Origin of the sequence: Mycobacterium sp. Root265, assembly GCF_001428895.1 — a bacterium.
Lineage (GTDB): Bacteria > Actinomycetota > Actinomycetes > Mycobacteriales > Mycobacteriaceae > Mycobacterium.
Genome location: NZ_LMJA01000029.1, coordinates 229,017 through 251,699, shown reverse-complemented (window position 1 = coordinate 251,699; position 22,683 = coordinate 229,017). Strand labels below are relative to the sequence as shown.

The 22,683-nt window shown below is 65.1% G+C and carries 25 protein-coding genes; 14 read left to right on the top strand and 11 right to left on the bottom strand.

The window, feature by feature from the left end; genetic code table 11:
- Window positions 1-121: 121 nt before the first annotated feature.
- The 6 genes from ASE48_RS21855 to ASE48_RS21825 all read left to right on the top strand — a co-directional run bounded on the left by ASE48_RS21855 (window position 122) and on the right by ASE48_RS21825 (window position 6,474).
- Complete coding sequence (locus tag ASE48_RS21855) at window positions 122-778, top strand: isochorismatase family protein (RefSeq protein WP_057169232.1); 657 nt, start codon at window positions 122-124, stop codon at window positions 776-778.
- Between the two features lie 47 nt (window positions 779-825).
- On the top strand, window positions 826-1,296 hold the full coding sequence (locus ASE48_RS21850; protein WP_057169391.1) for a DUF4174 domain-containing protein: 471 nt from the start codon (window positions 826-828) through the stop codon (window positions 1,294-1,296).
- A 108-nt stretch (window positions 1,297-1,404) separates the two neighbouring features.
- The gene (locus ASE48_RS21845; RefSeq protein ID WP_082614343.1) at window positions 1,405-2,049 is read left to right on the top strand and encodes a CIA30 family protein; all 645 of its coding nucleotides are present in this window, start codon (window positions 1,405-1,407) and stop codon (window positions 2,047-2,049) included.
- A 69-nt stretch (window positions 2,050-2,118) separates the two neighbouring features.
- Entirely contained in the window at window positions 2,119-3,207 is a 1,089-nt protein-coding gene (locus tag ASE48_RS21840) for a methyltransferase (RefSeq protein ID WP_082614342.1), read from the top strand.
- A gap of 152 nt (window positions 3,208-3,359) precedes the next feature.
- A complete protein-coding gene (locus tag ASE48_RS21835; RefSeq protein WP_057169229.1) occupies window positions 3,360-3,620 on the top strand; it encodes a lipopolysaccharide assembly protein LapA domain-containing protein in 261 nt (86 codons plus the stop codon).
- A gap of 205 nt (window positions 3,621-3,825) precedes the next feature.
- Window positions 3,826-6,474: an alpha-L-rhamnosidase gene (locus ASE48_RS21825; protein WP_156409322.1), complete on the top strand. Its 2,649-nt coding sequence runs from the start codon at window positions 3,826-3,828 to the stop codon at window positions 6,472-6,474.
- Window positions 6,475-6,532: 58 nt separating this feature from the next.
- Here the strand turns inward: ASE48_RS21825 and ASE48_RS21820 are convergent, their stop codons facing one another.
- Window positions 6,533-7,024 carry a MarR family winged helix-turn-helix transcriptional regulator gene (locus ASE48_RS21820; RefSeq protein ID WP_057169226.1) on the bottom strand — a complete coding sequence of 164 codons (492 nt, stop codon included), beginning with the start codon at window positions 7,022-7,024 and terminating at the stop codon, window positions 6,533-6,535.
- Window positions 7,025-7,155: 131 nt separating this feature from the next.
- Between ASE48_RS21820 and ASE48_RS21815 the strand changes: the two genes are divergently transcribed.
- Window positions 7,156-8,199, top strand: coding sequence for an LLM class flavin-dependent oxidoreductase (locus tag ASE48_RS21815; protein ID WP_057169225.1), 1,044 nt, complete (start codon window positions 7,156-7,158; stop codon window positions 8,197-8,199).
- 30 nt (window positions 8,200-8,229) lie between these two features.
- Here ASE48_RS21815 and ASE48_RS21810 read toward each other — a convergent pair whose 3' ends face one another.
- The 4 genes from ASE48_RS21810 to ASE48_RS21795 form a co-directional block, all read right to left on the bottom strand.
- Complete coding sequence (locus ASE48_RS21810) at window positions 8,230-9,696, bottom strand: MFS transporter (RefSeq protein ID WP_057169390.1); 1,467 nt, start codon at window positions 9,694-9,696, stop codon at window positions 8,230-8,232.
- A gap of 159 nt (window positions 9,697-9,855) precedes the next feature.
- The gene (locus ASE48_RS33870) at window positions 9,856-10,284 is read right to left on the bottom strand and encodes a pyridoxamine 5'-phosphate oxidase family protein (RefSeq protein WP_057169224.1); all 429 of its coding nucleotides are present in this window, start codon (window positions 10,282-10,284) and stop codon (window positions 9,856-9,858) included.
- A 116-nt stretch (window positions 10,285-10,400) separates the two neighbouring features.
- The gene (locus ASE48_RS21800; protein ID WP_082614339.1) at window positions 10,401-11,255 is read right to left on the bottom strand and encodes a TIGR03620 family F420-dependent LLM class oxidoreductase; all 855 of its coding nucleotides are present in this window, start codon (window positions 11,253-11,255) and stop codon (window positions 10,401-10,403) included.
- A gap of 75 nt (window positions 11,256-11,330) precedes the next feature.
- Window positions 11,331-12,158 (bottom strand): MerR family transcriptional regulator, encoded by an 828-nt coding sequence (locus ASE48_RS21795; RefSeq protein ID WP_057169223.1) that lies wholly within the window; start codon window positions 12,156-12,158, stop codon window positions 11,331-11,333.
- A 150-nt stretch (window positions 12,159-12,308) separates the two neighbouring features.
- On the opposite strand from ASE48_RS21795, the gene ASE48_RS21790 reads away from it, so the two are divergent.
- On the top strand, window positions 12,309-12,659 hold the full coding sequence (locus ASE48_RS21790) for a hypothetical protein (protein WP_057169222.1): 351 nt from the start codon (window positions 12,309-12,311) through the stop codon (window positions 12,657-12,659).
- Complete coding sequence (locus ASE48_RS21785) at window positions 12,656-13,495, top strand: SDR family NAD(P)-dependent oxidoreductase (RefSeq protein WP_057169221.1); 840 nt, start codon at window positions 12,656-12,658, stop codon at window positions 13,493-13,495. The genes ASE48_RS21790 and ASE48_RS21785 overlap by 4 nt, the downstream gene beginning before the upstream one ends.
- Window positions 13,496-13,850: 355 nt before the next feature.
- On the opposite strand, the gene ASE48_RS21780 is transcribed toward ASE48_RS21785, so the two are convergent.
- Window positions 13,851-14,711, bottom strand: a complete 861-nt coding sequence (locus ASE48_RS21780) for an NAD(P)H-binding protein (RefSeq protein WP_057169220.1) — start codon at window positions 14,709-14,711, stop codon at window positions 13,851-13,853.
- Window positions 14,712-14,785: 74 nt separating this feature from the next.
- Here ASE48_RS21780 and ASE48_RS21775 point away from each other — a divergent pair, with 74 nt between their 5' ends.
- On the top strand, window positions 14,786-15,223 hold the full coding sequence (locus ASE48_RS21775; protein WP_082614338.1) for a winged helix-turn-helix transcriptional regulator: 438 nt from the start codon (window positions 14,786-14,788) through the stop codon (window positions 15,221-15,223).
- 83 nt (window positions 15,224-15,306) lie between these two features.
- Here the strand turns inward: ASE48_RS21775 and ASE48_RS21770 are convergent, their stop codons facing one another.
- The 3 genes from ASE48_RS21770 to ASE48_RS32825 form a co-directional block, all read right to left on the bottom strand.
- The gene (locus ASE48_RS21770) at window positions 15,307-16,200 is read right to left on the bottom strand and encodes an aldo/keto reductase (protein WP_057169219.1); all 894 of its coding nucleotides are present in this window, start codon (window positions 16,198-16,200) and stop codon (window positions 15,307-15,309) included.
- Window positions 16,201-16,285: 85 nt separating this feature from the next.
- Window positions 16,286-17,185 carry an alpha/beta hydrolase gene (locus ASE48_RS21765; protein WP_057169218.1) on the bottom strand — a complete coding sequence of 300 codons (900 nt, stop codon included), beginning with the start codon at window positions 17,183-17,185 and terminating at the stop codon, window positions 16,286-16,288.
- Window positions 17,182-17,337, bottom strand: a complete 156-nt coding sequence (locus ASE48_RS32825) for a hypothetical protein (RefSeq protein ID WP_156409321.1) — start codon at window positions 17,335-17,337, stop codon at window positions 17,182-17,184. The genes ASE48_RS21765 and ASE48_RS32825 overlap by 4 nt, the downstream gene beginning before the upstream one ends.
- A 78-nt stretch (window positions 17,338-17,415) precedes the next feature.
- Here ASE48_RS32825 and ASE48_RS21760 point away from each other — a divergent pair, with 78 nt between their 5' ends.
- Both ASE48_RS21760 and ASE48_RS21755 read left to right on the top strand, forming a co-directional pair.
- On the top strand, window positions 17,416-18,288 hold the full coding sequence (locus ASE48_RS21760; RefSeq protein ID WP_235571433.1) for an IclR family transcriptional regulator: 873 nt from the start codon (window positions 17,416-17,418) through the stop codon (window positions 18,286-18,288).
- Window positions 18,289-18,403: 115 nt separating this feature from the next.
- Complete coding sequence (locus ASE48_RS21755; protein WP_057169216.1) at window positions 18,404-18,994, top strand: DUF308 domain-containing protein; 591 nt, start codon at window positions 18,404-18,406, stop codon at window positions 18,992-18,994.
- A gap of 109 nt (window positions 18,995-19,103) precedes the next feature.
- Here ASE48_RS21755 and ASE48_RS21750 read toward each other — a convergent pair whose 3' ends face one another.
- Both ASE48_RS21750 and ASE48_RS21745 read right to left on the bottom strand, forming a co-directional pair.
- Window positions 19,104-20,075: an extracellular catalytic domain type 1 short-chain-length polyhydroxyalkanoate depolymerase gene (locus tag ASE48_RS21750; protein WP_057169215.1), complete on the bottom strand. Its 972-nt coding sequence runs from the start codon at window positions 20,073-20,075 to the stop codon at window positions 19,104-19,106.
- Between the two features lie 354 nt (window positions 20,076-20,429).
- Window positions 20,430-21,086 carry a TetR/AcrR family transcriptional regulator gene (locus ASE48_RS21745; RefSeq protein WP_057169214.1) on the bottom strand — a complete coding sequence of 219 codons (657 nt, stop codon included), beginning with the start codon at window positions 21,084-21,086 and terminating at the stop codon, window positions 20,430-20,432.
- A 98-nt stretch (window positions 21,087-21,184) separates the two neighbouring features.
- Here ASE48_RS21745 and ASE48_RS21740 point away from each other — a divergent pair, with 98 nt between their 5' ends.
- Complete coding sequence (locus tag ASE48_RS21740) at window positions 21,185-21,928, top strand: SDR family NAD(P)-dependent oxidoreductase (protein WP_057169387.1); 744 nt, start codon at window positions 21,185-21,187, stop codon at window positions 21,926-21,928.
- Between the two features lie 31 nt (window positions 21,929-21,959).
- Window positions 21,960-22,664 carry a GOLPH3/VPS74 family protein gene (locus ASE48_RS21735; RefSeq protein ID WP_200962223.1) on the top strand — a complete coding sequence of 235 codons (705 nt, stop codon included), beginning with the start codon at window positions 21,960-21,962 and terminating at the stop codon, window positions 22,662-22,664.
- Window positions 22,665-22,683: the final 19 nt, after the last annotated feature.

Below are 22,683 nucleotides of genomic sequence, written 5' to 3'. Positions count from 1 at the left end.
ACTGCGGTCACCGGGAGGCCCCGATGGTGGCGGACACTGACGACATCGCCGGCCAAGAGGTCAATCATCGACACGAGATCATCTGATGCTCGCCCGCCGACACAGGAAAAGAGACACTCCGATGGACTGGAACCGAAACGACACCGCCGTCGTCTTCATCGATCCGCAGAACGATGTGCTCAGCCCCACCGGCATCAACTGGGCGGCGACCGGCGCCAGCGTCACCGAGAACGACACCGTTGCGCACATGCTCGCCATCTTTCAGGCCGCGAAAGCCGCATCGTTCGGCATGTTCATCTCACCGCATTACTTCTATCCCACCGACCACGGCTGGTTGTTCAACGGTGCGCTGGAGGCCGACGAACTTCGCACCGGCACCTTCGATCGACCGGGTCCGTTGAATCTGGACGGGCTGACCGGCTCGGGCGCCGACTGGCTCGACGAATTCAAGCCCTACATCGAGGATCCCGACACGATCGTCGTCAGCCCGCACAAGGTCTTCGGTTCGCAGACCAACGATCTGGTGCTGCAGTTGCGCAAGCGACGGATCAACAAGGTCCTGCTGGGCGGGATGCTGGCGAACATGTGCGTCGAATCCCACCTGCGCGATCTTCTCGAGCAGGGTTTCGAGGTCTACGTCGTCCGCGATGCCGTCGCCGGCCCCCGTCATCCGGAGTGGGGAGATGGCTACCAGGCCGCTCTGGTCAACTACGCATTTCTCGCACACGGGGTGGTGTGGACCAACGACGTCGTGGCGGCCATGCACGCTGCGATCTGACCGATATCTCGACAACCGAGCACCCGTCCGTAGAGTTGGTACTCATCATGACCGACAGACGCAGTGTTCGGCGAGTAGCGCTCGTATCGATTGCGTTGGTGGTGAGTACAGCCCTCGGCACCGGTACGGCAATGGCTACCGAACTCAGTGACTACCGCTGGGAGCGTCGTCCCCTACTGCTGTTCGCGCCTACGGACCGCGCTCCCCGGCTCGTGGAAACGCTCGGCCGAATCGAGGCCAGTCGATGCGATTTTGACGGTCGAGACATGGTGATCGGCTCGGTGGTGGCCGAGGGAGTCAGCACGCTTGACGGTCACGTCATCAGCGCCGATGAGTCACAGCGGCTGGCGAACCAGTATGGGATTGGTGACGGTGCTTTCAGCGTCGTGTTGATCGGAAAAGACGGTGGCGAGAAGCTTCGCGTCAACCAGGTCCCGGATCTTCAAGCAGTTTATGCAGTGATCGATGGCATGCCGATGCGAAGCCGCGAGATGGGTGCGAATCCGAGCCGGTGTTGACCTCGGAGAAATGCTCTGAGATTCCGACAAGTGTTCTCCGCGTGTGACTGTCACGCATACCGCCGCAGCTGTAGTTGACAAGGTGTCCGGCGCACATACATTGGCCTCATGGACAGTTGTCGACCTCACACGTTCAGCGGTCCGCGGTCAGAGCGTGGGCTGGTCGGCATCGTGTTGGTGTGCTCGGCGCTTTTGCTTGCGTCGTGCGCAAGCGCCGGCCGATCCGCCAACGCGGATGAGACGACGAATGCGCCGGTACTCGCCGATCTCGGCAATGCCGGCGCGGTGGCCGCCTGGACAACCGTCAACGACCCCGTCATGGGCGGTATGTCCACCTCGATGATCACGTTCGGCGGTGGTGGCCTCGTGTTCTCCGGCAACGTCTCGTTGGAGAACAACGGCGGATTCGCCTCGGCCCGCAGTCCGCAGGACCCCGACATCGGACGACGAGCCACCGGTGCGAAGTCGCTCCGCGTGCACGCGAAGGGCGACGGAAAGACCTACCTCCTGAAGGTCGGTATTGCCGGGCAGCCCTGGTCCTACATCCAGCGTTTCCCTACTCAGGCCGCCCTACCGGAGGTCTACAACCTGCCCGTTGAGGACTTCCAACCGGTGGGGATGCGCCTCGATCCCGCCCTCGATGCCCCACAGACTCTGGAACCGTCACACATCGACGAGGTGGCGGTCTACATTCTCGACAAACAGCGGGGCCCCTTCGAGATCACTGTCAGCGCCATCGACGCCACACCCTGAAACCGACTGCCGCAACGAATTTCTCGCTGAAACACGTAGCCACAACGCGCCTGGGAGTAGCCTGCACGGATGGCGTCGACGCCTCTCCCCGTGGTATTGGCCACCCTCGCCCTGCGACGCAGGCTCAAGCAATTCGCAGACACGCTGGTGCCGCCTCAGATCGCGATGCTGGACCTCGGCGAGGGTGTCGGCGGTGTGCAGATCGCCGCCGCCATAGCCGAACTCGGGATCGCCGATGTGCTCGCCGGCGGCCCGATGACCGCACCACAGATCGCCGCCCGGATCGACTGCGATGAAGAGGCCACGCACCGGCTTCTGCGCGGGGCCGTCGCGTGCGATCTGTGCACGATGGACCGTCGCACCGGTGCGGTGAAACTGACCCGCATGGGAGCGGTGTTGCGCAGCGACCATCCTGCGTCGCTGCGAGCCTGGATGCGCTACAAGGGGATGCGGTCGACCGTCGACGCCTGGGGTGGCCTGGTCACCAGCGTACGCAGTGGCCAGAGCGCGTTCGAGATCGTGCACGGTGTGTCGGTGTGGGAGTGGTTCGCCACGCACCCCGACGAGCAACAGGTGTTCGCCGCGACGATGCGCCAGGCCACCGAGATCAGTGCCCGCGCCATCGCCCGGGTGTATCCGTGGCCGGACGGTGCGGTGGTGTGCGACGTGGCCGGTGGCATCGGCACGCTGCTGTCGGTCATCGTGGCCGGGTCGCGCGCCGATCTGCGCGGGATCCTGGTCGACAGTGCGGGAATGATCGCCGAGGCGGAACTCTTTCTCGCCGAGCGAGGTGTTGCCGACCGCATCGACCGTGTCGAGGGCGACATCTTCCGCACCGTGCACGCCACCGCCGACGTTTACCTGCTCAAGGACGTGCTGCACGACTGGGATGACGAGCGCTGCGCGAAGATCCTCACCGCGGTGGCGACGAGCATGCCTCGCGGCAGCAAGCTGGTGATCATCGAGTATCTGCAACCACGAAATCGGCCGAACCCGTTCTCACCGCTTCTCGACCTCCATACGTTGACTCAACGGGACGGCGGACGTCTGCGCTCGTTGGACGAACTGTCCGCTCTGCTCAGCGGCGCAGGCCTGCGACCCACCGGCCGCAGGTTCTCGGTGGTGCCGCACGACCTGATCGAGGCAGAGAAGGTCTGAGCGCGGGTCCGCTGCCGCGCGAATAAACCTCCATGAGGTGTGGGCGATGTCACGCATCTCCGGGCGTGCGGATTGCGCTGGCGCGTACGTCTATTCAGGTGAGCGAACCAAGAAGGCGCGCCACCGATTCCATCACTCTCAGGAGAAGCATCATGACCACCCCCACCGCAGATCGTATTACCAAACGTCGTTCCGGCGACCTCGCCGCCAAGCTCGCATTGATCCTCGCGCTCGTTCTCGTTGTGGCTCTGGCCATCTTCGCGTTGCAGAACACTGTGCACACCACCGTCAGCTTCATCGGATGGGATTTCGAGCTGGCGCAGGGTGTCTGGTTGCTCGGCGCCGCGGCCGTCGGCGCCATCATCGCGCTGGTCGTCAGCGCAGCCCTTCGCGTCCGGCGAGCCATCAGGTAGCCGCGCTCTTGCCACCCTGGGCAGCCAGCTACGGCGGGATCCCCAGCCGTCGCGCTGTGAGACGTAGCGTGGGAGGCTATGGCCCGCGTAGACATGACCGAACGCACCCGGCAAGCACTTTTTCAGGACGCCGGGCGCGTGCTGGGCATGAAGCCCGACGCCCCTGTGTCGGGCTTCCTCAACGGTGCAACGCGGTGATCAGCTGATGTGCGAGCCGTTCGCGCTCACGGTGAACACCCGTCGCAGGCCCGTCGGGATCGATACCGCTGCGCCAGAATTCGGATGGCTGGTGCCGGGCAGGATCGCGCAACGCGCGTACGAAATTGAGGTCGGCACAGAACCGGGCTTCCACCCCGCGCATTCATCGTGGGCATCTGGGCGGGTGGAATCCGAGCGACCGTTCGGCATTGCCTACACGGGACCACGGCCCGCCTCGCGAACCCGGTATCACTGGCGAGTGCGGGCGCATCTCGACGACGAGACCGTCACGGACTGGGCAGCCGACTTCTTCGAAACGGGAATCCTCGACCGGTCGGAGTGGGTGGCCCGGTGGGTCACCCACCCTGACTCCACGGCCAAGGATCCGCGAACGCTGTACTTCCACAAGACAATCAACCTCACAACCCCGATCGTGCGTGCGCGCGCCTACACCTCCGCACTGGGGTGGTACCGGCTTGTCGTGAACACCACCGACGTCACCGGCCATTCGCTCGTCCCCCGGTGGACGCCATTTCATGAGTACACCGAGTACCAGACCTACGACATCACCGAGGCGTTGCAGGCCGGCACGAACCATATCTACATGGTGGTGTCGGAGGGCCGTTACCGCGGGAAGCTCGGCATCTTCTCCGCTGCGGCACGCTACGGCGACCGACTCGCCGCCCTGGCACAGCTCGAAATCGAACTGGCCGACGGTACGACCACGCAGGTGTGCAGCGACACAGGTTGGCGAGTGGGCTACGGACGTGTGATGAGTGCGGACCCGAAAGATGGTGAGCGCGTGGACCTGCGCCTGCCCGATCTGCCGCCCGAGGGTGCCTTCGGAACCGCGGTATCGCTGTTGAACGCTCGCATGTCTCTGATCGCGGAGTCCGTCGACCCGGTGACCGTGATCGGTCATCGGACCGGCGTGCCCAGTCGCACCCCATCAGGACGACAACTGGTCGATTTCGGCCAGAATTTCGCCGGCGTTGCGCGGCTGCGTCTCGCCGGCCCCGCAGGGGCGACGGTCAAACTGCTCTACAGCGAGGTGCTCGACGCCCACGGCGAACTCGACACGAATTACCTGGACGAAAAGCCCGGCAAGGAATGGTTCCAACGCGACGAGGTCATCCTCGGCGACAAGCCGGTCGACTACACGCCCGCGTTCACGATTCACGGATTTCGGTATGTCGCGATCGACGGGCCGGCCGACCCGGTCTCGCCAGATGATGTCCTGGGCATCGTGCTCTCCTCGAGAATCCCGCAGATCGCGGAGTTCCGCGCGTCCGACCCGCGCCTCGAACGCCTCTGGAGCAATGTCCTGTGGTCGCTGCGCTCCAACTTCACCGACACTCCTACCGACTGCCCCACCCGCGAGCGGTCCGGCTGGACCGGAGACATCCAGGTGTTCGGCCCGACCGCGGCGCAGATGGTCGACGCCCGAGCCTTCCTCCGGCGATACCTCCAGAACACCGCCGTCGAGCAGCATCCGGACGGGCGGGTGCCACCGTTCATCCCGTCGGAGGCCTCCCCCGGGGTGTCCAAGAACAAGCTCTCCTTCAGCTCCTCATCCACGGGGTGGGGAGATGTCGCGGTCATGTTGCCGTGGACCCTCTACCAGTACTACGGCGACACCACGGTTCTCGCCGATCACTACGACAGTGCTCGTAAATGGGTGGACCACCTGACCCACCGGGCATCGACCAAGCGCAGCATCCGCCGCCGTCTGCGTCGTGGGGTCGGCGATCTCGAACAATTCATCGTGGACACGGGTTTTCAATGGGGCGAGTGGCTCCGACCCGGTGAGACATTCAGGTCGGAGATCCGCGGTGGCTTCACCGGGAAACGCGCCGCGGTCGCCACGGCCTACCTCGCGCGATCCGCAGAACTGCTCTCGCGCATCGCCGAGGTTCTCCAGCACGGGGACGACGCCGACCGTTACCGCCGGCTGTCGGCGAACGCAACGCGGGCCTGGCAAGCCGCGTTCGTCACCGAAGGCGGCGCTCGGATCGGCGACGACAAGCAGGATGACTACGTCAGAGCCCTGGCATTCGACCTTCTCACCCCGGACCAACGCCCCCGGGCTGCTGGCCGGCTCGTCGAATTGGTCGAGCAGGCAGATTTCCACCTCGGCACCGGATTCCTCAGCACCCCAATGCTGTTGGACACGCTCGTCGACGCAGGACATCAGGACATCGCGTACCGCGTACTCCTACAGACGACGGCGCCGTCGTGGCTCGACCAGGTGGAACGTGGCGCCACCACGACGTGGGAGACCTGGGAGGGCTATACCGTCACCGGCGAGCCGCACGCGTCGCACAACCACTACGCCTTCGGCACGGTCGCCGCGTTCCTGCAGGAGCGCGTGGCAGGGCTCGCGCCGACGGCACCCGGGTACGCACGGTTCCGGGTGGCTCCCGTCATCGGCGGGGGGCTGACGAGCGCGTCCATCACACTTGAGACGCCGTACGGAACAGCCGGCGCGGCATGGGAACTGGGGCCTTCGAGCACCGTCACCCTCACGGTGACCGTGCCGGCCGGAGCACGGGCCGATGTGGAACTGGGCGACGTCCGCCGAGAGCTGTCGGCGGGTACCCACACGATCACGACACATCACCCGACCAGCCAACGCCCAGACGCCCAACCCGGCTAGCGCGAAATCGACATGCTCTGCCGCAACAGCTTTCCTGTCAGGAGCGAGCGCTGATAGGTCACTTGGAGGACATGCCGGGCATCGGGGTGAGGCCCAAGTGTGCGCGGAGCGCCCTCGTGGTGTCATCGATCTCGGTGAGTTGCGCGTCCGTGAACGCATCGATGAAATAGTCCTTGACTGCCTTCGCGTGCGGGCTCAGGCTCGCGCGGAAGGTGCGGGCCCCGTCGTCGGTGAGGACGACTTGCCAACCCCGGGCATCGTCGGTGCACGGCTCTCGCCGAATGAGCCCGCGCTTCTCCATCCGCCCAAGATGGCCTGACAACCGGCTGCGCTCCCACTCGATATGTGCGGCGAGTTCTGAGGAACGGAACGACTTCTCCTCAGACTCGCTGAGCGCGAGCAGCACCTTGTAGTCCCCTTCGGAGAGTCCGGAGTCCGCCTGCAACCTGGCTTGGACTCGTGCGCGCAGGATTTCGACCGTTTGGATGTAGGCCCGCCACACCGCGAACTCTTCGCTGGTGGGGAGCCCCTTGCGCCTGGATGCACCCATCGTTCCCCTTTGATTGACATGTGAATCATTTCTGGAATGATTTACATGTCAATTACACCACTCCCGTCGTCTGCTGAGCAGTGGACGAACGACTCGCGGAGACCCCGGATGCGGCTACCAAGAGGAGCACAATGACGGACGTCGAGAAGATCACATTCGGCATCGACAGCTTTGGCGATCTCCCCCGCGACGATCGGGGCGAGATCGTGTCGCACGCGCAGGCGATCCGGGCCGTCGTCGAGGAGGCGGTGCTGGCCGACGAGATCGGCATCGACGCCATCACCGTCGGCGAGCATCACCGGCCGGATTACGCGATATCGAGTCCCGATACCGTGCTGGCAGGCATCGCCACGGTGACCAAACGCATCCAACTCGGATCTGGTGTCACCGTGCTGTCGTCCGACGACCCCGTGCGGGTGTTCCAGCGCTTCGCGACAGTCGACGCACTCTCGAACGGTCGGGCCGAAGTGATCCTCGGGCGGGGCTCCTTCACCGAGTCGTTCCCACTGTTCGGGTACGACCTCAAGGACTACGAGCTGCTGTTCGAGGAGAAGATCCATCTGTTCCATCGCCTCCTCGACGAAAAGCCGGTCACCTGGGAGGGCACCACTCGCGCGGCCTTGCACGATGCCGACGTGTACCCCAAGACGGAGTCCGGACGCCTCAATACGTGGGTAGGAGTTGGCGGCTCACAGCAGTCGGTGCTCAGAACCGCCCAGTACGGCTTCGGACTCATGCTCGCCATCATCGGGGGGCCACCGGATCGGTTCGTTCCATACATCGACCTGTACCGGAGGGCGATCGAGCAGCTCGGCACGACGGCCCTGCCCGTCGGGATGCACTCGCCCGGCTTCGTCGCGGCGACCGACGAAGAGGCAAAAGAGCTGTTCTACCCCGGCTATCGCGTGATCCGCGACCGCATCGGCGCACAGCGCGGATGGCCGCCGCTGCAGCGCAAGGATTTCGACGCCGAGGTCGCTCGCGGCTCCCTGTACGTCGGCTCGCCCGAGACCGTGGCGACCAGGATCGCGCGGACCATCCGCACCCTCGACGTCGGCCGGTTCGACATGATCTACTCCGCAGCCGGCACGGTCACCTCCTCGGCGCGGCTGCGCGCCGTCGAGCTCTATGGAACCCAGGTCATCCCCCGCGTGCGTGAGTTGCTCGCCGAGTGACCCGCAGTCGTGCGATAACAGCGCGTCCGATCACGTGGGAACGCTGGACTCGTCAGGGCATGGCGCAGGGCCGTTGATCGGGCAATGGATGCGCTCTTCGACGCGCATGCGCTCCCCCGAGCCCGCCACGGCGTGGCGGGACCTGATCCCGATGCCGGCAAGGATGGCCGCGCCGAGTAGTAGGGCCGCGGCGATCACGATGGTGATGCGGAACCCGGCGTTGAAGGCCGTGGGATCGGCGTAGTCGGCGCCGCTGATGCCGGCCAGGCCTGGTATGACAGCCACGGCCAGCAGTCCCCCGGCGCGGGCCACCGCATTGTTGACTCCCGATGCCGCTCCCGCGAGGCGGTCCGGCGCGGAGTCGAGGACGGCGGCCGTCAGTGGTGCCACAACCAGCGCGAGTCCGGCACCGAAGACCAGTGCGGCGGGCAGGACATCGGCAGTCCATGACGCCTGCGGGCCGATGCGCAGCATCAGCAACAATCCCGCCGCCGACAGCAGCGGACCCACGGTCATGGGCAGCCGCGGTCCGATCCGGTTGGCAAGTGCGCCGGCACGGGAGGAGAACACCAGCATGATCGCCGTGACCGGGAGCAGGGCCGCACCGGCCGCCACGGGACTGAATCCGGCTACGGTCTGCAGCTGCAAGACCAGGAACAGGAAGACCACCCCCAATGCCCCGTAGATCAGCAGTGTCATGGCATTCGTCACGCGGAAAGTCTTGTCGCTGAACAGCGATGGCGGTACCAACGGATGCGGGGAGCGTCGCTCCACCACGACGAACGCAGTCAGCGCCAGCACACCGGCGCCGACGGCCACCAGGCCGCTCGCCGTGACACCCGAACTGCCCAGGCTGGTCAGACCGTACGTCAGCGCGCCCAGGCCCAGCGCGGCGAGGACCGTGCCGCTGATGTCGAGGCCTGGCGGTGACTGTGTGTCGCGACTCTCGGGCACCCGCAAGACGGTGACCACGACGACCACCGCGGCCAACGGCAGATTGATGAGAAACACCGCCCGCCAACTCCACTCGACAAGGAAGCCGCCCACGAACGGACCCACCGCGCCGGCCAGCCCACCCAGCCCTGACCACGCGCCGATCGCGGCGGCACGGTCGACGCCCCGAAACGACGCCGAGATCAAGGCCAAGCTGCCCGGGGTGAGCAGCGCGCCGCCCACCCCTTGCAATGCCCTTGCAGCGATCAATGTCTCGATATTCGGCGCCAAGCCGCACGCGGCCGAGGCGACCGCGAACCACACCACGCCGATCAGGAACACTCGCCGGCGGCCGAAGTGGTCGCCGAGTGCACCGCCCAGCAGGATCAGTGCCGCCAGGGTCAGCGTGTAGGCGTTGATGACCCATTGCAGACCACCGAAGCCAGCGCCCAGGTCGGAGCCGATATGCGGCAACGCCACGTTCACCACGGTGCTGTCGATCATCACGATGCCGGACCCGAGCACCGTCGCGAGCAGTACCCACCGGCCGGCGGCCGTCCCCATCCTCAGTCCGCTCGGATCAGCCACGCCGCCCTCCACGCCAACTAGTCGAAGCCACCGTCTGCGCGAACGGTACCCGCCCTGTCCGGGTATCACGCTCCGGCACGAGGAGGAGGCGCGAGGCGCGCTACGTTGACGCCAACAAGACGTGCCGGCGCAAAGCTAAGCCTGGTCCGGCGTCGGACTCGAGTAGTCCCAAGACAACGTTCTCAGGGGTGTCATGCGGATGTAGGCGGTGCCCGCTCTCGGTTGGGTAGGCCATTCGGACTCTGGCACGCCGCGCCCGCGGGCGCCTGCTCTCGCGAGCTCTAATGCTTCGCTTTGTTCGCGAACGATGCGGGCGTGACCTTGGAGTAGCACTCCTCGGATATCTGTCATGCTCGAGCCGTCTTCGAGCATGACACTCACGTTCTGGTTGCTCTCGACGTTGGCAACTTTGCGTGTCCCGTCTCGCACACCCATGATGATGTCGCGACCAAGGCGAAAGTATCCCAGGGGTACCGAGTGCGGGAATCCGTCCTCGTCGATGGTGCTCAGTATTGCCCAGGACGGGCGTCTGTCGAGATACGCCTCAATTTGTTCGTCACTCATTTTTCGTGGCATGACAGAGGGTATCAAGCGCGAAATCGACGCTGGGCGTGGCAGTTCGGCCAAGCCATCACCGTGTCGTTCTTCCGACGATTTGATCAACAGACGAAGGCAACGTCCTACGCGGGGCGATGCTCGGCCAACTCGCGGAAGGCCTGCACCGGCGAGGCGGTGGGGTCCTCGGCGACAATTTGGATGCCGATGTGGTTGGCGCCGGCCCTGAGATGACCGTTGATCTGGGTGTAGATCGTGTCCGGGGAACCGTGAGCGACCAGGGCGTCGATGAGTGCGTCGCTGCCTGATCCATCGACGTCCGCCTCGGTGAATCCGTGCCGCATCAGGTTGTTGGTGTAGTTGCGCAAGCCGAGGTAGGGATTCTGGACGGCGGGACGGCCGATCGTTCGGGCTTGGTCATCGTCCTGGGTCAGTACCACCTTGTGCTCCGGAGCCAGAAAGGCATTGCTGCCCAGAGTTTCTCGGGCATGTCTCGTGTGCGCGGGCACGGTGAGATAGGGGTGCGCCCCCAATGTCTTCTCGCCGGCCAGTTTGAGCGTGTTCGTTCCCAGGGCGCCGATCACGATCGCTTCGGGCGGCACCTTGCCCTCGAGGAGCCCGTCGACGTAGTGGACCATCCGCTCGTAAGGCTTTTCGTAGGCGACTCGTTTTTCAGGATGACCGAGACCGATGCCCAGCAGCAGGCGAGGTCCGTAGCGGTCGACGATCCGGTGGTAGTGGTGAGCGATGCTGCGTGCGTCGTCTTGCCACATATTGATGATTGCGCTCGCGATAATGGCATGTCTCGTCACGGCAATCATCTGCTCCAGTAGGTGCATGTCACCCACGGGGTCTGCACCGATTCCCACCCAGATTGTCTGATAACCCAACTCTTCGAGTTGAGGTGCGTATTCGATACGGGGTGCGTCGCCCAGTGCGGGATTGAGCCACGCTCCGTAAGTGCCGAACTGCTCGTACACGTCAGTTGCCTCCTTCGGATCGGCGCCGCAACGGGCGCTGAAGAAACCGCGGAATGAACTGGCCGAGGACCGCTTTCATTCTGGCGGCGGAGTGGTGGTGAAGATCGGCCAGCAGATCTCTGTGGCGGTGAAGTTGTATGGGTCCGACGGCGTGGCGCCGAGGTAGTGCTCGCGTATCGGCCCCTGGTGGCTGATCAGGTTCTCGTTCACATACCGTCCCAAAGCCCCGTAACTGCGGTCGATGCCGTCGTGGCCGCCGGAATGGGAGAGCACCGCGAACTCGGCCTGAGGTAGGACCTCGGCACGGACGCCCTCTGGGGGGTGCACGGAATGTGGAGCGGGTACGAAGAGTGTCGCCTCTCCCCGAGATTCGAGAAACAGCGCTCGGTCGTACAGGCCACCCGGCACATACCCGAGAGGTGCGCTTCCTGCCGCCGCGACTGCCTCCCGCAGCGTCCCCAGCGCCATCCCGAACCAGCTGTCGATCTCGGAGACGTCGATGGTGGCGCCTACGGACCACACCGCGAACGCCGGCTTGAGATGCAGCTCCACGTGGGCGGGGGTATGCACGGGGGAAAGCAACTCGCGCAGCGCGCCAACGGCGTCACGAGTCTGCTGAAGTTGTTCCTCCATCTGTTCGAGATGGGTGGTGATGATTTCGGTGCGGGCCGCGGCGTCTTCTGTGCTCAGGAGCGCCTTGATGTCGGGAATGGACATGCCCAGAGATCGGAACCGGCGGATGATGTGTGCAGAATCGACCTGGCCGGTGTCGTAGAAGCGGTAGCCGGTATGGGAGTCGATGTGGGCTGGTTCGAGAATACCGATGTCGTGGTAGTGCCGTAGCGCCTTCCTGCTCAAGCTGGTCATCACGGCGAAGTCACCGATCGAGACCTGTGTGCCCATGGCGTCCTCCTATGCGATCCGCGCCCGCGTTATCGGGTGAGGCCATCATGGAGTTTCCCCCTGGGGGAAGGTCAACATTGCGGCGTGAGTCCGACAATTCTTCCGGCCGGGGGTTGACCTTCCCCTTAAGGGAAGCTCCAACGTGGAGTCATGACCACAGAATGGGATGCACTCCCGGACACCATAAAAACGTTCATGACCGCGGTCGATGCCCGTGAGGCGGACCACGCGCTAGCCACACTCACCACCGATGCCGTGGTGACCGACGAAGGCCACGACTACAAGGGACCTGACGAGATCGGGGCGTGGGTGGCCACCGCGGCCGCCGAGTACACCTACACCACCGCATTCACCGGCGCGACAGTGCTCGAACGGCAGACCGGTACGACTGTCGACGTCGGGCAGCACCTGGAGGGCAACTTCCCAGGCGGGGTCGCCGACCTGCACTACCGCTTCACCCTCGACGGCGCGCTGATCAGCCGGGTGGTGATCGAGCCATGAGCAGGAGATGGTTCATCACCGGAGGCACCCCCGGCAACTTCGGGATGGCGTTCGCCGAGGCCGCGCTGGAGACAGGGGACCGCGTGGCGCTCACGTCGCGGCGTCCCGAGGCGCTGGCGACATGGGCGGGGCAGTACGGCGACCGCGTTCTCGTCGTGCCGCTCGAACTCACCGACGCAGCCCAGGTGCAACGTGCGGTGGGAGCCGCCGAGGAGCACTTCGGTGGTATCGACGTGCTGGTCAACAACGCCGGCCGCGGTTGGTACGGATCGATCGAGGGGATGGACGAGTCCTCGATGCGAGCGATGTTCGAGCTGAACTTCTTCGCGGTGCTGTCGGTGACCCGTGCGGTGCTGCCGGGGATGCGTGCCCGCGGGAACGGGTGGATCATCAACGTGTCGTCGGTGGCCGGGCTGGTCTCAGCGCCCGGATTCGGCTACTACAGCGCGACGAAGTACGCCATCGAAGCCGTCACCGATGCGCTACGCGACGAGGTCGCCGCACAAGGGATCTCCGTGCTGGCGGTCGAACCGGGAGCGTTCCGCACCAACGCCTACGCCGGATTCGCGAACGAGCCTGTTGCTGAGTCGATTCCGCAATACCACGACATGCTGGAGCAGGTCCGCGCCGCCTTCGTCGAGATGGACGGGACGCAACCCGGCGATCCGCACCGCGGAGCCCGGGCGGTGATCGAGGCGATGGCCCAGGACCCCCCGCCCCGACGGTTGATCCTCGGCAACGGCGGTTACGACGCCGTGATCGAGGCGCTGGAGCAGAACCTTGCCGACATCCGGACGAACGAGACGCTCACTCGCAGCGCGGATTTCCCCGCCTAATTGGATGTCTCCAGGGCGCAGTTGTCGAGGTGCAGCGAGGGTTCACTAGACACGCCTGTCTACTTCGACAGGACCCGCGCGTGGCGCAACGACAGACGCCGCCTTGGTCGTCACGCCTCGTTGGTTTTAGTTGGCGCAACCAAGCTTGGGCACAGAGGCGATCGGTGTCCACTGTTGATCGCGCACACGAGCGATGTCGGCGGGCGGGTAACTAGGTGTTTCCCTAGGAAGGTCGTGAGCTCACCTGGCATCGCGTGTCAACTCAAGTGAACTGGTGGGCAATGCAATTCGAACGAAGCGGCCAAGGGTTTGTTCCAGAGTGACGGCGTGCGCCAGGCCGCGTCGTTGATACCAACTAGCCGGCGAGGAAGTTCGCCAACGCAATCGGACTGCGACCGATCAGCGTGTCGGTGTCACCCAGGGGCGTTTCCAGCAGGCCGGCCCGGATGCTTGCGCCGAATCCCACCAGCACTCCGATGACCTCGCGGGGTAGGCCCGCGGCCAGCAGTCCTTCGGCGTACTGATCGTCGTTCACCGCAACGACGTCTACCGGTCGGCCATAACGAGCCGTGAGCGCGGCGGCGACGGCGGCATCGTCGACAAGCTGCGCCCCCGCGATGTCGTAGACGACGTTGTCGTGTCCGTCGCCGGTGAGGACCGCGGCCGCGGCGGCTGCACAATCGTCACGTGTGATCGGCGCGTGCCGTCCGTCGCCGTTGTTGGTGATCAGGCTGCCGGTCGCGGCGGCCTGCGTCCACCCCGCCCCGATCGCATCGAGGTAGAGCGCGTTGCGCAGGATCGTCCAAGCCGGCCCCGCCTGCCGGAGCGCCTTCTCCGTGGCAATGTGATCGTCTGACAGTGGCCGCAGCTGTTCGGGAAAGATGCCGTCGGCGTTGGGCATCGAGGTGTACACGATCCGGCCGACGCCGGCCGCGGCGGCGGCGGTGATCGCCGCCTCGTGCTGCGCGCGCCTGCGGCCGACCGCGTCGGTCGAGATCAGCAACAATACGTCGACACCGTCGAAGCCGGCGGTGAGCGATTCGGGCTGATCGAAGTCGGCGTGCCGGGTGCTGACCCCGGCATCGGTGAATTCGGTCAGCGACTCCGGCGAGCGACTGTAGAGCACCACGTCGTCGGCGGGGTGTGCGGCCAGTAGGTACTGCGCCGTGCGACCGCCGAGCGAGCCCGCCGCACCTGTAATTCCGATGGTGGTCATTGAATCTCCTCTACCCGACGTGCCGTCCAGTTACTGTTGGTTACTGAGGACATCGTCGGGAACTGGGAGAAGCGATGCAAGAAGGCACTGTGGTGTCCGATAGGCACACGGCGGTAACCGCGCCGGTACCGCCGCTGGCCGAGTGGTTGTCGGTGTCGACGGACACAGTGCTGGGCGCGTGTCCGGTGCGTGACGTGCTCGACCGGATAGGCGACAAGTGGTCGGTGCTGGTGATCACTCTGCTGGGTGCCGGGCCGATGCGATTCATGGAGTTGAAGCGCTCGATCGGCCTGGTCTCGCAGAGGATGCTCACCAGGACGCTGCGAGCTCTGGAACGCGATGGCTTGATCACCCGCACGGTGCACCCCGTCGTACCGCCGCGAGTCGACTACGAACTCACCGATCTCGGACGCAGCCTGCAGGGCGTGCTCGCGCAACTCACCGAGTGGGCGTTCGCCCACAACGATGAAGTCGCCATGGCCCGCGCGACCTATCAAGACGTGGACGACTGACCCGCCCGCGCCCGGCGAGTCCAGCGTGTGGCCGCTGATGGCATGAAAAGCAGTTCACCGCCATCGTGTGCCGCCATGGGCGATCAACTGGCAGCGGCGCTGAGCTCGTCGATCTGTTCCGGTGTCAACTGCACGTCGGCGGCAGCCACATTCTCTTCCAGATGCGTGCGGCGTGACGTGCCGGGGATGGGGAGCATCACCGGCGAGAGATGCAACAACCAGGCGATCGCCACCTGGCCCACCGTGCACTGGTGCGCGCGCGCGACGTCTGCGAGCGCTTGGTGGGCCGCGGCGAGCCCGCCCTGTGCCACCGGCGCCCATGGAATGAACGCGAGCCCGTCGCGTTCGCAGACCGCCAGCATGTCGTTGGAGCTCCGGTCGATGACGTTGAACCGACTTTGCACGCTGACGATATCGGCGATCTGCCGCGCCTCGTCGAGCTGTTCCACGGTGCATTGCGACATGCCGATCTCGCGGATCTTGCCTTCATCCTGAAGCGCCTTGAGCTCACCGATCTGATCTGCCAGGGGCACTTTGGGATCCACCCGGTGCAACTGCAAGAGATCGATCTGATCGACCCCCAATCGGCGCATGCTCATCAGCACTTGCTGCCGCAGATACTCGGGGCGTCCGACCGGTGGCCATGCCGCCGGGCCGAGGCGTTGTGGTCCGGAGTCGGTGTCGATTACATCGGGTCCGTTCCGGGTCAAGCCCGCCTTCGTGGCGATGACGACGTCGTCGGGATACGGATGCAGCGCCTCGTACAGGATCTGTTCGGCGACATGCGGGCCGTAGGAGTCTGCGGTGTCGATGAACTGCACGCCGAGGTCGACCCCCCGCCGGGCCACGGCAATGCACTCATCCCGGTCCTCGGGCTCCCCCCAGATCCCGCGGCCGGTGAATCTCATCGAACCGAAACCCAAGCGTGACACAGTCTTACCGCCGATACTGATCGTCTGCGGGTTCACCTTCGCCATTGCGATTACCTCCACTTCTCTGCGTTTCCCTTGATTCTCGTGGGCCCTTCTGCGGCCGGGCCGGCCCAGCACCTCCGCGACCACGTCAGGTGCGAGCGGCCGTGTCGAATTCACAGAGCATCCTGGTGAAGTACGCCGGCTGCTCCTCGGCCACCCAGTGGCCGCAGTCCGGGACGAGGTGTTCCGTCACCGATTCGGCGACCTCTTCGCACATCGCCCGGAAGTGGCCGGCGAGCGGCCCGGAACCACCTCCCGACGCCAGCACCGGAATACTGAGCTTGCCGTGCTGTTGCAGCACGGCGCGATTGTCGTCGGCGTCGCGGTCGAGCTCGCGGTACACCTCGCACATCGCGCGGATGGCTCCCGGGGCTTCGAATGCGCGGGCGTAAACGTCGAGGTCGTCATTGGAGATCGCGTCCGGTTGGTAGGTCAGTTCGTCGAAGAACCGGTTGATGTACCACCGTTCACGTCCATGCGTGAGGTACACCGCGATGTCGGGGTTGGCATGAAAGCTGAACTGCCACCCAGACTTCTGAGCCACGCGCCATTCGTAGTAGGCAGTGCCCGGCAGCGGAGCTTCCATGAAGGTCGCGCTGACGACCTCTTCGCGGTACCGCAGCGCGAAACTCAGAGCCAGTGTCGACCCGAGGTCATGGCCGACGAGCGAGATGGGCTCCGCCACGCTCAGGGTCTCGCGCACCAGGCTGTGAATGTCGCCGGCCATCGTCCACTTGTCGTACCCGTCACGAGGTTTGTCGGACGCGCCGGCGCCGCGATAGTCGGGCATGATCACCCGATAGCCGGCGGCGGCCAGCGGCATCATGACCTTGCGCCACTCGTAACGCGTTTGGGGGGCGCCGTGCAGAAGCACGACAGTCTTGGTGGGTTCTGGGGGCGTGACGACCGTGTAGCCGATGCGAACCTTCTCATCCGGGTCTACCCAGGCTCGACCGTGGTGGACATCGAGATCGCGCGCTGCGGTCATGTCGGTTCCTGCGCATCGCGGACCCGCGTCAGCGCGGCGGAGGAACTGGCGATGGCTCCGTAGCCGATGTCGGCCGGCATGATGACCGCGCCGCGGGCCGCGACGGTTCGATAGATCTGCTGGGCATCGCCGGGGATGTCCTGTCTGCTCATGGTTCCGCTCGTCGGACGCTGGGTTCGGCTTTCACAGTGGACAGGGGCCGTCGGATGGCGCAAGGTTGGTTGCGCACGGTGAAACTTCTCTTACGCGACGACCGGGGTGAGATGACTGGCTCTCGACAGGCAGAAGAGCGCGCCCAGCCAGACCTCCTGCAGCGGCCGCTTCGGGTACTCGAAGCGCTGGCCGGAATGCAGCAGCCGGCAAGCCTTCTCGCGGTTGCCTCGGCGGTCGGCCTGTCGAAGGCGAGTGCGTACCGAGTGCTGCGAAGTCTGCAGGACGAGGGCTACGTCGACCATGCTGGTCGTCGCGGCTACCGCATCGGCAGCCGATCCATCGCGCTCGCCTCGCTGGTCGGCCCACGCCCGGCACTGCTGCAGCGCGCACGACCGGTGCTGACCAAACTGGCCGTCGCCGCTCAGGCGACCGCGACCTTGCACCTTCGCAGCGGCGAGCATCGCGTACTCGTGCTCGGCGTCGAGCAGAACTCCGAGCCGCTACGGCACCGCGTCCACGTCGGTCAACGGGCACCGCTCACGTTCGGTTGTAGCGGCCGCGCCATCTTGGCCCACCTCCCGGCTCGAGATGCCGCCAAGGTGGTCACCGGCCACGCCCGCTGCGGGACACGCGCAGCGCTGACGCGCGAACTCGAGGCGATTCGTGTCGACGGCTACGCGCTCTCGTTCAGTGAAAATCAATCCCGGCTCAACGGGATTGGTGCCGCCCTGCTCGATCCCGACGACGGCTACCCGCTGGGGTCGATCGCTGTCGCAGGTCCCGACGACAGATTCACCGACAATGCGCTGCGTCGCCTCGCCGCGCCACTGATGTCCGCATGTAACGGCCTCGCACCACATTTGGCGACGCTGCTCGGACCCAACTCCTCAGCCCGTCTCGATGCCCTCGACATCACAATCCAGGACTTCATGGAGTCTGCCGCCGACTGATGGTTGGTTGCGCACGGTGGAACTTGGCTGGCGTGCTGCTTGCGCCGCAGCTCACAGTGAAACCGGTCCACCGCGACCAACGCACGTCCATACCGCAATTCCTGAAGGACAGATCATGTCGAATCATGTGCTCAACGGCCAGCCGACGGACCTCGGCCGCTGGCTGACGTCATATTACGTTGCACGCGGCGTCTTTTCGGTGATATGGGTTACCGCAATACTGGTCATCGCGCCGACGTCGACGGTTCTGGCTGGTGCGCTGCTGCTGATCTACCCGGCATGGGATGCGGCAGCCAACGCCGTCGACGCATGGCATCACGGCGGCCCGCGCGCCAACCCCACACAGACGGTCAACGTCGCCGTCAGCAGCCTCACCACCGTCGCGGTGGCCATCGGACTTGCTCACAGCATGAACGTGGTACTGGGCGTCTTCGGGGTCTGGGCGGCGCTGTCGGGACTTCTACAACTGGCGACCGCCCTACGCCGCTGGAAAGGTGTTGGCGCGCAATGGGTGCTGGTCGTCAGCGGCGTTCAGTCCGCGGCCGCCGGTGTGTTGTTCCTCCGCGAAGCTGGTGCCCCGGCGAGCGCGAGCGCTACCGCGATCGCACCGTACGCCGCATTCGGCGCGTTCTACTTTCTGGTGTCGGCAACCTGGCTGTTCGTGTCGGCGCGACGCCGGATGGCACAGCCACAGGGCACCCGATGAATGTGCCTCACGTTTCGTGTCCACACCCGAGCGGCTGCCAGGCTGGTAACCGTGTCCGGTGGGACGAGTCTCAGGAGCCACAGGTTGCTCTCCCCGGCGATCTGGTCGACTAGATCGAATGACGTTTGGCGAAGTCCCACGCGATGGTGCTGGCGTCAGGTCCGGCATGGTCGGTGAATCGACCCTCGCCGGCCGGACCGGGCCAAGCATGACCCAAGCCCTCGACGAGATACGACTCGATGAACGAAAACCCCTCTGCAGTAGTGCGAATGGTTCGCGTGTATGCGAGCGTGCCCGATGTCGATGGCACCACGTGTGTTGTCTCGATCATGCGCAGGCTGTGGTTGAGTAGGCCGTCGTCAATCAAGTCGTTGACAGCAGTCCAGTGCGCGACGAGACGGCTCCCGACCATCGGCGGTACCACCTCATCATCGTCACCCTGAATGACGAGCAACGGCAGATGCCGGGCACGGTCGCCCATTTGAGCCCACGCCTGACGCGCGGTGTACTCCGGCGGTGTGGATCCCGGATCGTCGGGCAGCACCTGATTCAGACCGTATTCGCCGCCGGCGACCGATGTAACGGACGCGAACACGTCGGGGTAAGTTACCGCGAGTATGACGGCTGTGCCCGCCCCCGACGATGCACCGACGACGTGGACGCGGCGAGGGTCGGCTCCGTACCCATCGATGACCTGTCGGACAACACCGGCGAGCAGGGCGGGCTCTCCGCTGCCACGGTGTTGTTCCCGTGGGTCTGTCGAGTCCCAACAGTTGATTGCGCTGCGGAACAGTCGCTGTGTCGGATAGACAACGATGAAGCCCTCGCGGTCAGCCAAGCGGTTCAATTGCGTCGTGGCCTTCATCGAGTTCCAACCGAATCCGGTCATGCCGCAGCCATGTATTGCCATGATCATCGGAAGCTTGGTCGTCCCGTTGTGATGAGGCGGGAGATGAACCTGGTAACGCTGGTGATTGCCGTCGTCGTGGAACACGTGATTACGGTCGCCGGCACGCATCGACCATGGCACGCCGAACTGAAATACGGCGGTCGCCGCCACCATCGTCATCGCCAGTGCCATCACGATGGCTAAGAGAGTTCGCCGGTGCTGACCCCTTCGGGGTGGCGCAACGCGACTTGCCGTGCGGAACCGCGTGGGGTTGCGAACGCAGTGCGGGGCTTCCAACATCTCTCCATCGGTATGGGTTCGTCGTGATACGCCACCGCGGCAGCCGAACTGACGGCCACCGCGCCCTTTAGCTCCGTGGCGACGGCGTACCGACCTGGGAGGCCCAAGCTGACCTTTCCCTTCGCTGACCACCCAAGCCTGCGATGGGACGAGTGAGCCGCTGTGGCACAACGGGAACCGAGTCACCGGCGCGGGTTACCGCGGAAGTTCTGTGTCGGGTCCATGCCACCGCTGAGGGCGTGTTCATCATGTGGTCACAGGTCGTCGGCGTGCGCGGCCGTCCGCGTCGTCGATTCGCAGATTTGGGACCAGTAACATCGCCAGGCCGGCGAGAGCCACGTCGACGGCGGCGTCGAGCCTGGCCTGCGGGACTCCTGCGGCGGCCTGGACCGCAAGGCCCTGTCCGATGGTCACCGCGAATCCCGCCAGCGCCTCAGTGTCGCTGTACGGCGCATCGTCAGCCGCCGCAAGGGCTTTGGCGATGGCTTCTTGGATCCCGTGGCGATACTCGGCGAGCAGCTGCGGTATGCGCGCGTTGCTCGGCCCGCAGGAAATGCCGCCCTGAATCGACAGACACCCCAGCGAATTCCCGGCACGCACAGCCGTGGCGGTGTCACGCAAATACGACTCGAGGATGTCGTAGGCGCGGGGTTTCGACAGCACCTGACGCAGATGTTCGTGGTAGCGCTGGCCGTAACGCTCCAGGGCATGGACGAAGAGCTCCTGTTTACTGCCGAACACGGCATACATGCTCGGCTTGTTGATGCCCATCGCCTCGGTGAGTTCGGCCAGAGACGCGCCTTCGTAACCGAGACGCCAGAAGACGTCGATGGCCCCATCGAGCGCCCGGCCCTCGTCGAACGAGCGTGGTCGGCCTCCCGCGTGCCGTTGCTCTGCGCTCATGCGGATCAGTCTATCCCCGCACGTCGGCCCCTTCTACCGAACGGTACAAAACTGGTATGGTCGCACTGCAACCGATTGGTACAAAACTGGAGGACTTCATGTCGGACCTGACCGGAAAGAACGCACTCGTCACCGGAGCCACATCCGGGATTGGCCTCGCCGCAGCACACGCGCTGGCGAAGCAAGGCGCCTACGTGTTCCTGGTCGGACGTCGCCAGGACGCCCTCGACGACGCCGTTTCCAGCATCGGCGCAGCTCAGGCCCAGGCCATTCGGGCCGACGTGACCGAGCAGGCCGATCTCGACCGTGTCGCGGCCGCCATCGAAGCCACCGGACGCCGGCTTGACATCGTCTTCGCCAACGCGGGAATCAACGAGTTCGCAACGTTGGGCGGTCTCACATGGGAGCACCACAGAAAGATCTTCGACACCAACGTCGGCGGGGTGATTTTCGCGGTGCAGGCCGCCCTTCCGCTGCTGCGCGAGGGCGCATCGATCATCCTGTGCGGCTCCAACGGCGACGTCAAGGCGGCTCCCGGCGCGAGCGTGTACGCCGCGTCCAAGGCCGCGATCCGGTCCCTGGCGCGCAGCTGGGCCGCCGAACTCGTCGACCGCAAGATCCGCGTCAACGTCGTCGCTCCGGGTCTCACTGAGACACCGGGCCTGGCCGACCTCTTCACCGGGGCCGACGCCGCACTGGCCGATTTGACCGCCACCGTGCCCATGAAACGCCGGGCGCGCGCCGAGGAGATCGGCAATGTAATCACCTTCCTGGCCTCCGACGGAAGTTCCTTCATGACGGGCTCCGAGGTCTACGCCGACGGTGGCGTCAGTCAGTTCTGACACGTTGAGTGCCGAAAGGAGTCCCAGACAGGTGACCGACACCGCGCATCCGTCCGCAGGTTCAAACCCGCCCACTCTGGCCGAGGACCTACTTCTCCTACTGTTCCAGCCGGAGTCAGGAACCATCGCCGGGGAGACCACCCTGTATTACGTACTCGGCGCAGCGGTGCTCGCCGAGATGGCACTCCGCGATGACATCGCGGCCACGACGGAACGCATTGGCACCGTGACCGTGGCTGCGGTAGAACGGGACCGACCGTCAGACGAACTGTTCCACTCGGCCTGGGAGTACGTATCCGAACGACCGCGCGCAGTTCAGTCGATCCTCGCCGCGGTCGGCCCGACGCTGCGGCGACCCGTGCTGGAGCGTCTGATCGCTCGCGGCGATGTCCGCGAGGAGAAGCGCAAGAAACTGGGCCTGTTCACGATCACCACGCTGATCGACGGCGGAACCAAGCGACGCGCCGACCTCATGAAGAATGTCCGTGCGGTACTCGTCGAAGGCGCCACGCCCACACCGCGTGTCGCCGCGCTTGTCGCCCTGCTCTGGGGAAGTGGCGCACTGCCGCAATTTCATCCGGAGATTCCCTGGAACTCCGCTGTCATCGCCCGCGCGGAGGAACTCGGACGCGGCAACTTCGGCGCAGCGGGGGCCAATGAGGCAGTGACACGCACGATGACCGCGATCGTCATCAACAGCGTCATCGTCGCGACCACGGCGTCCGGGCCGCAATGACACAACTCCGGCCACGCCC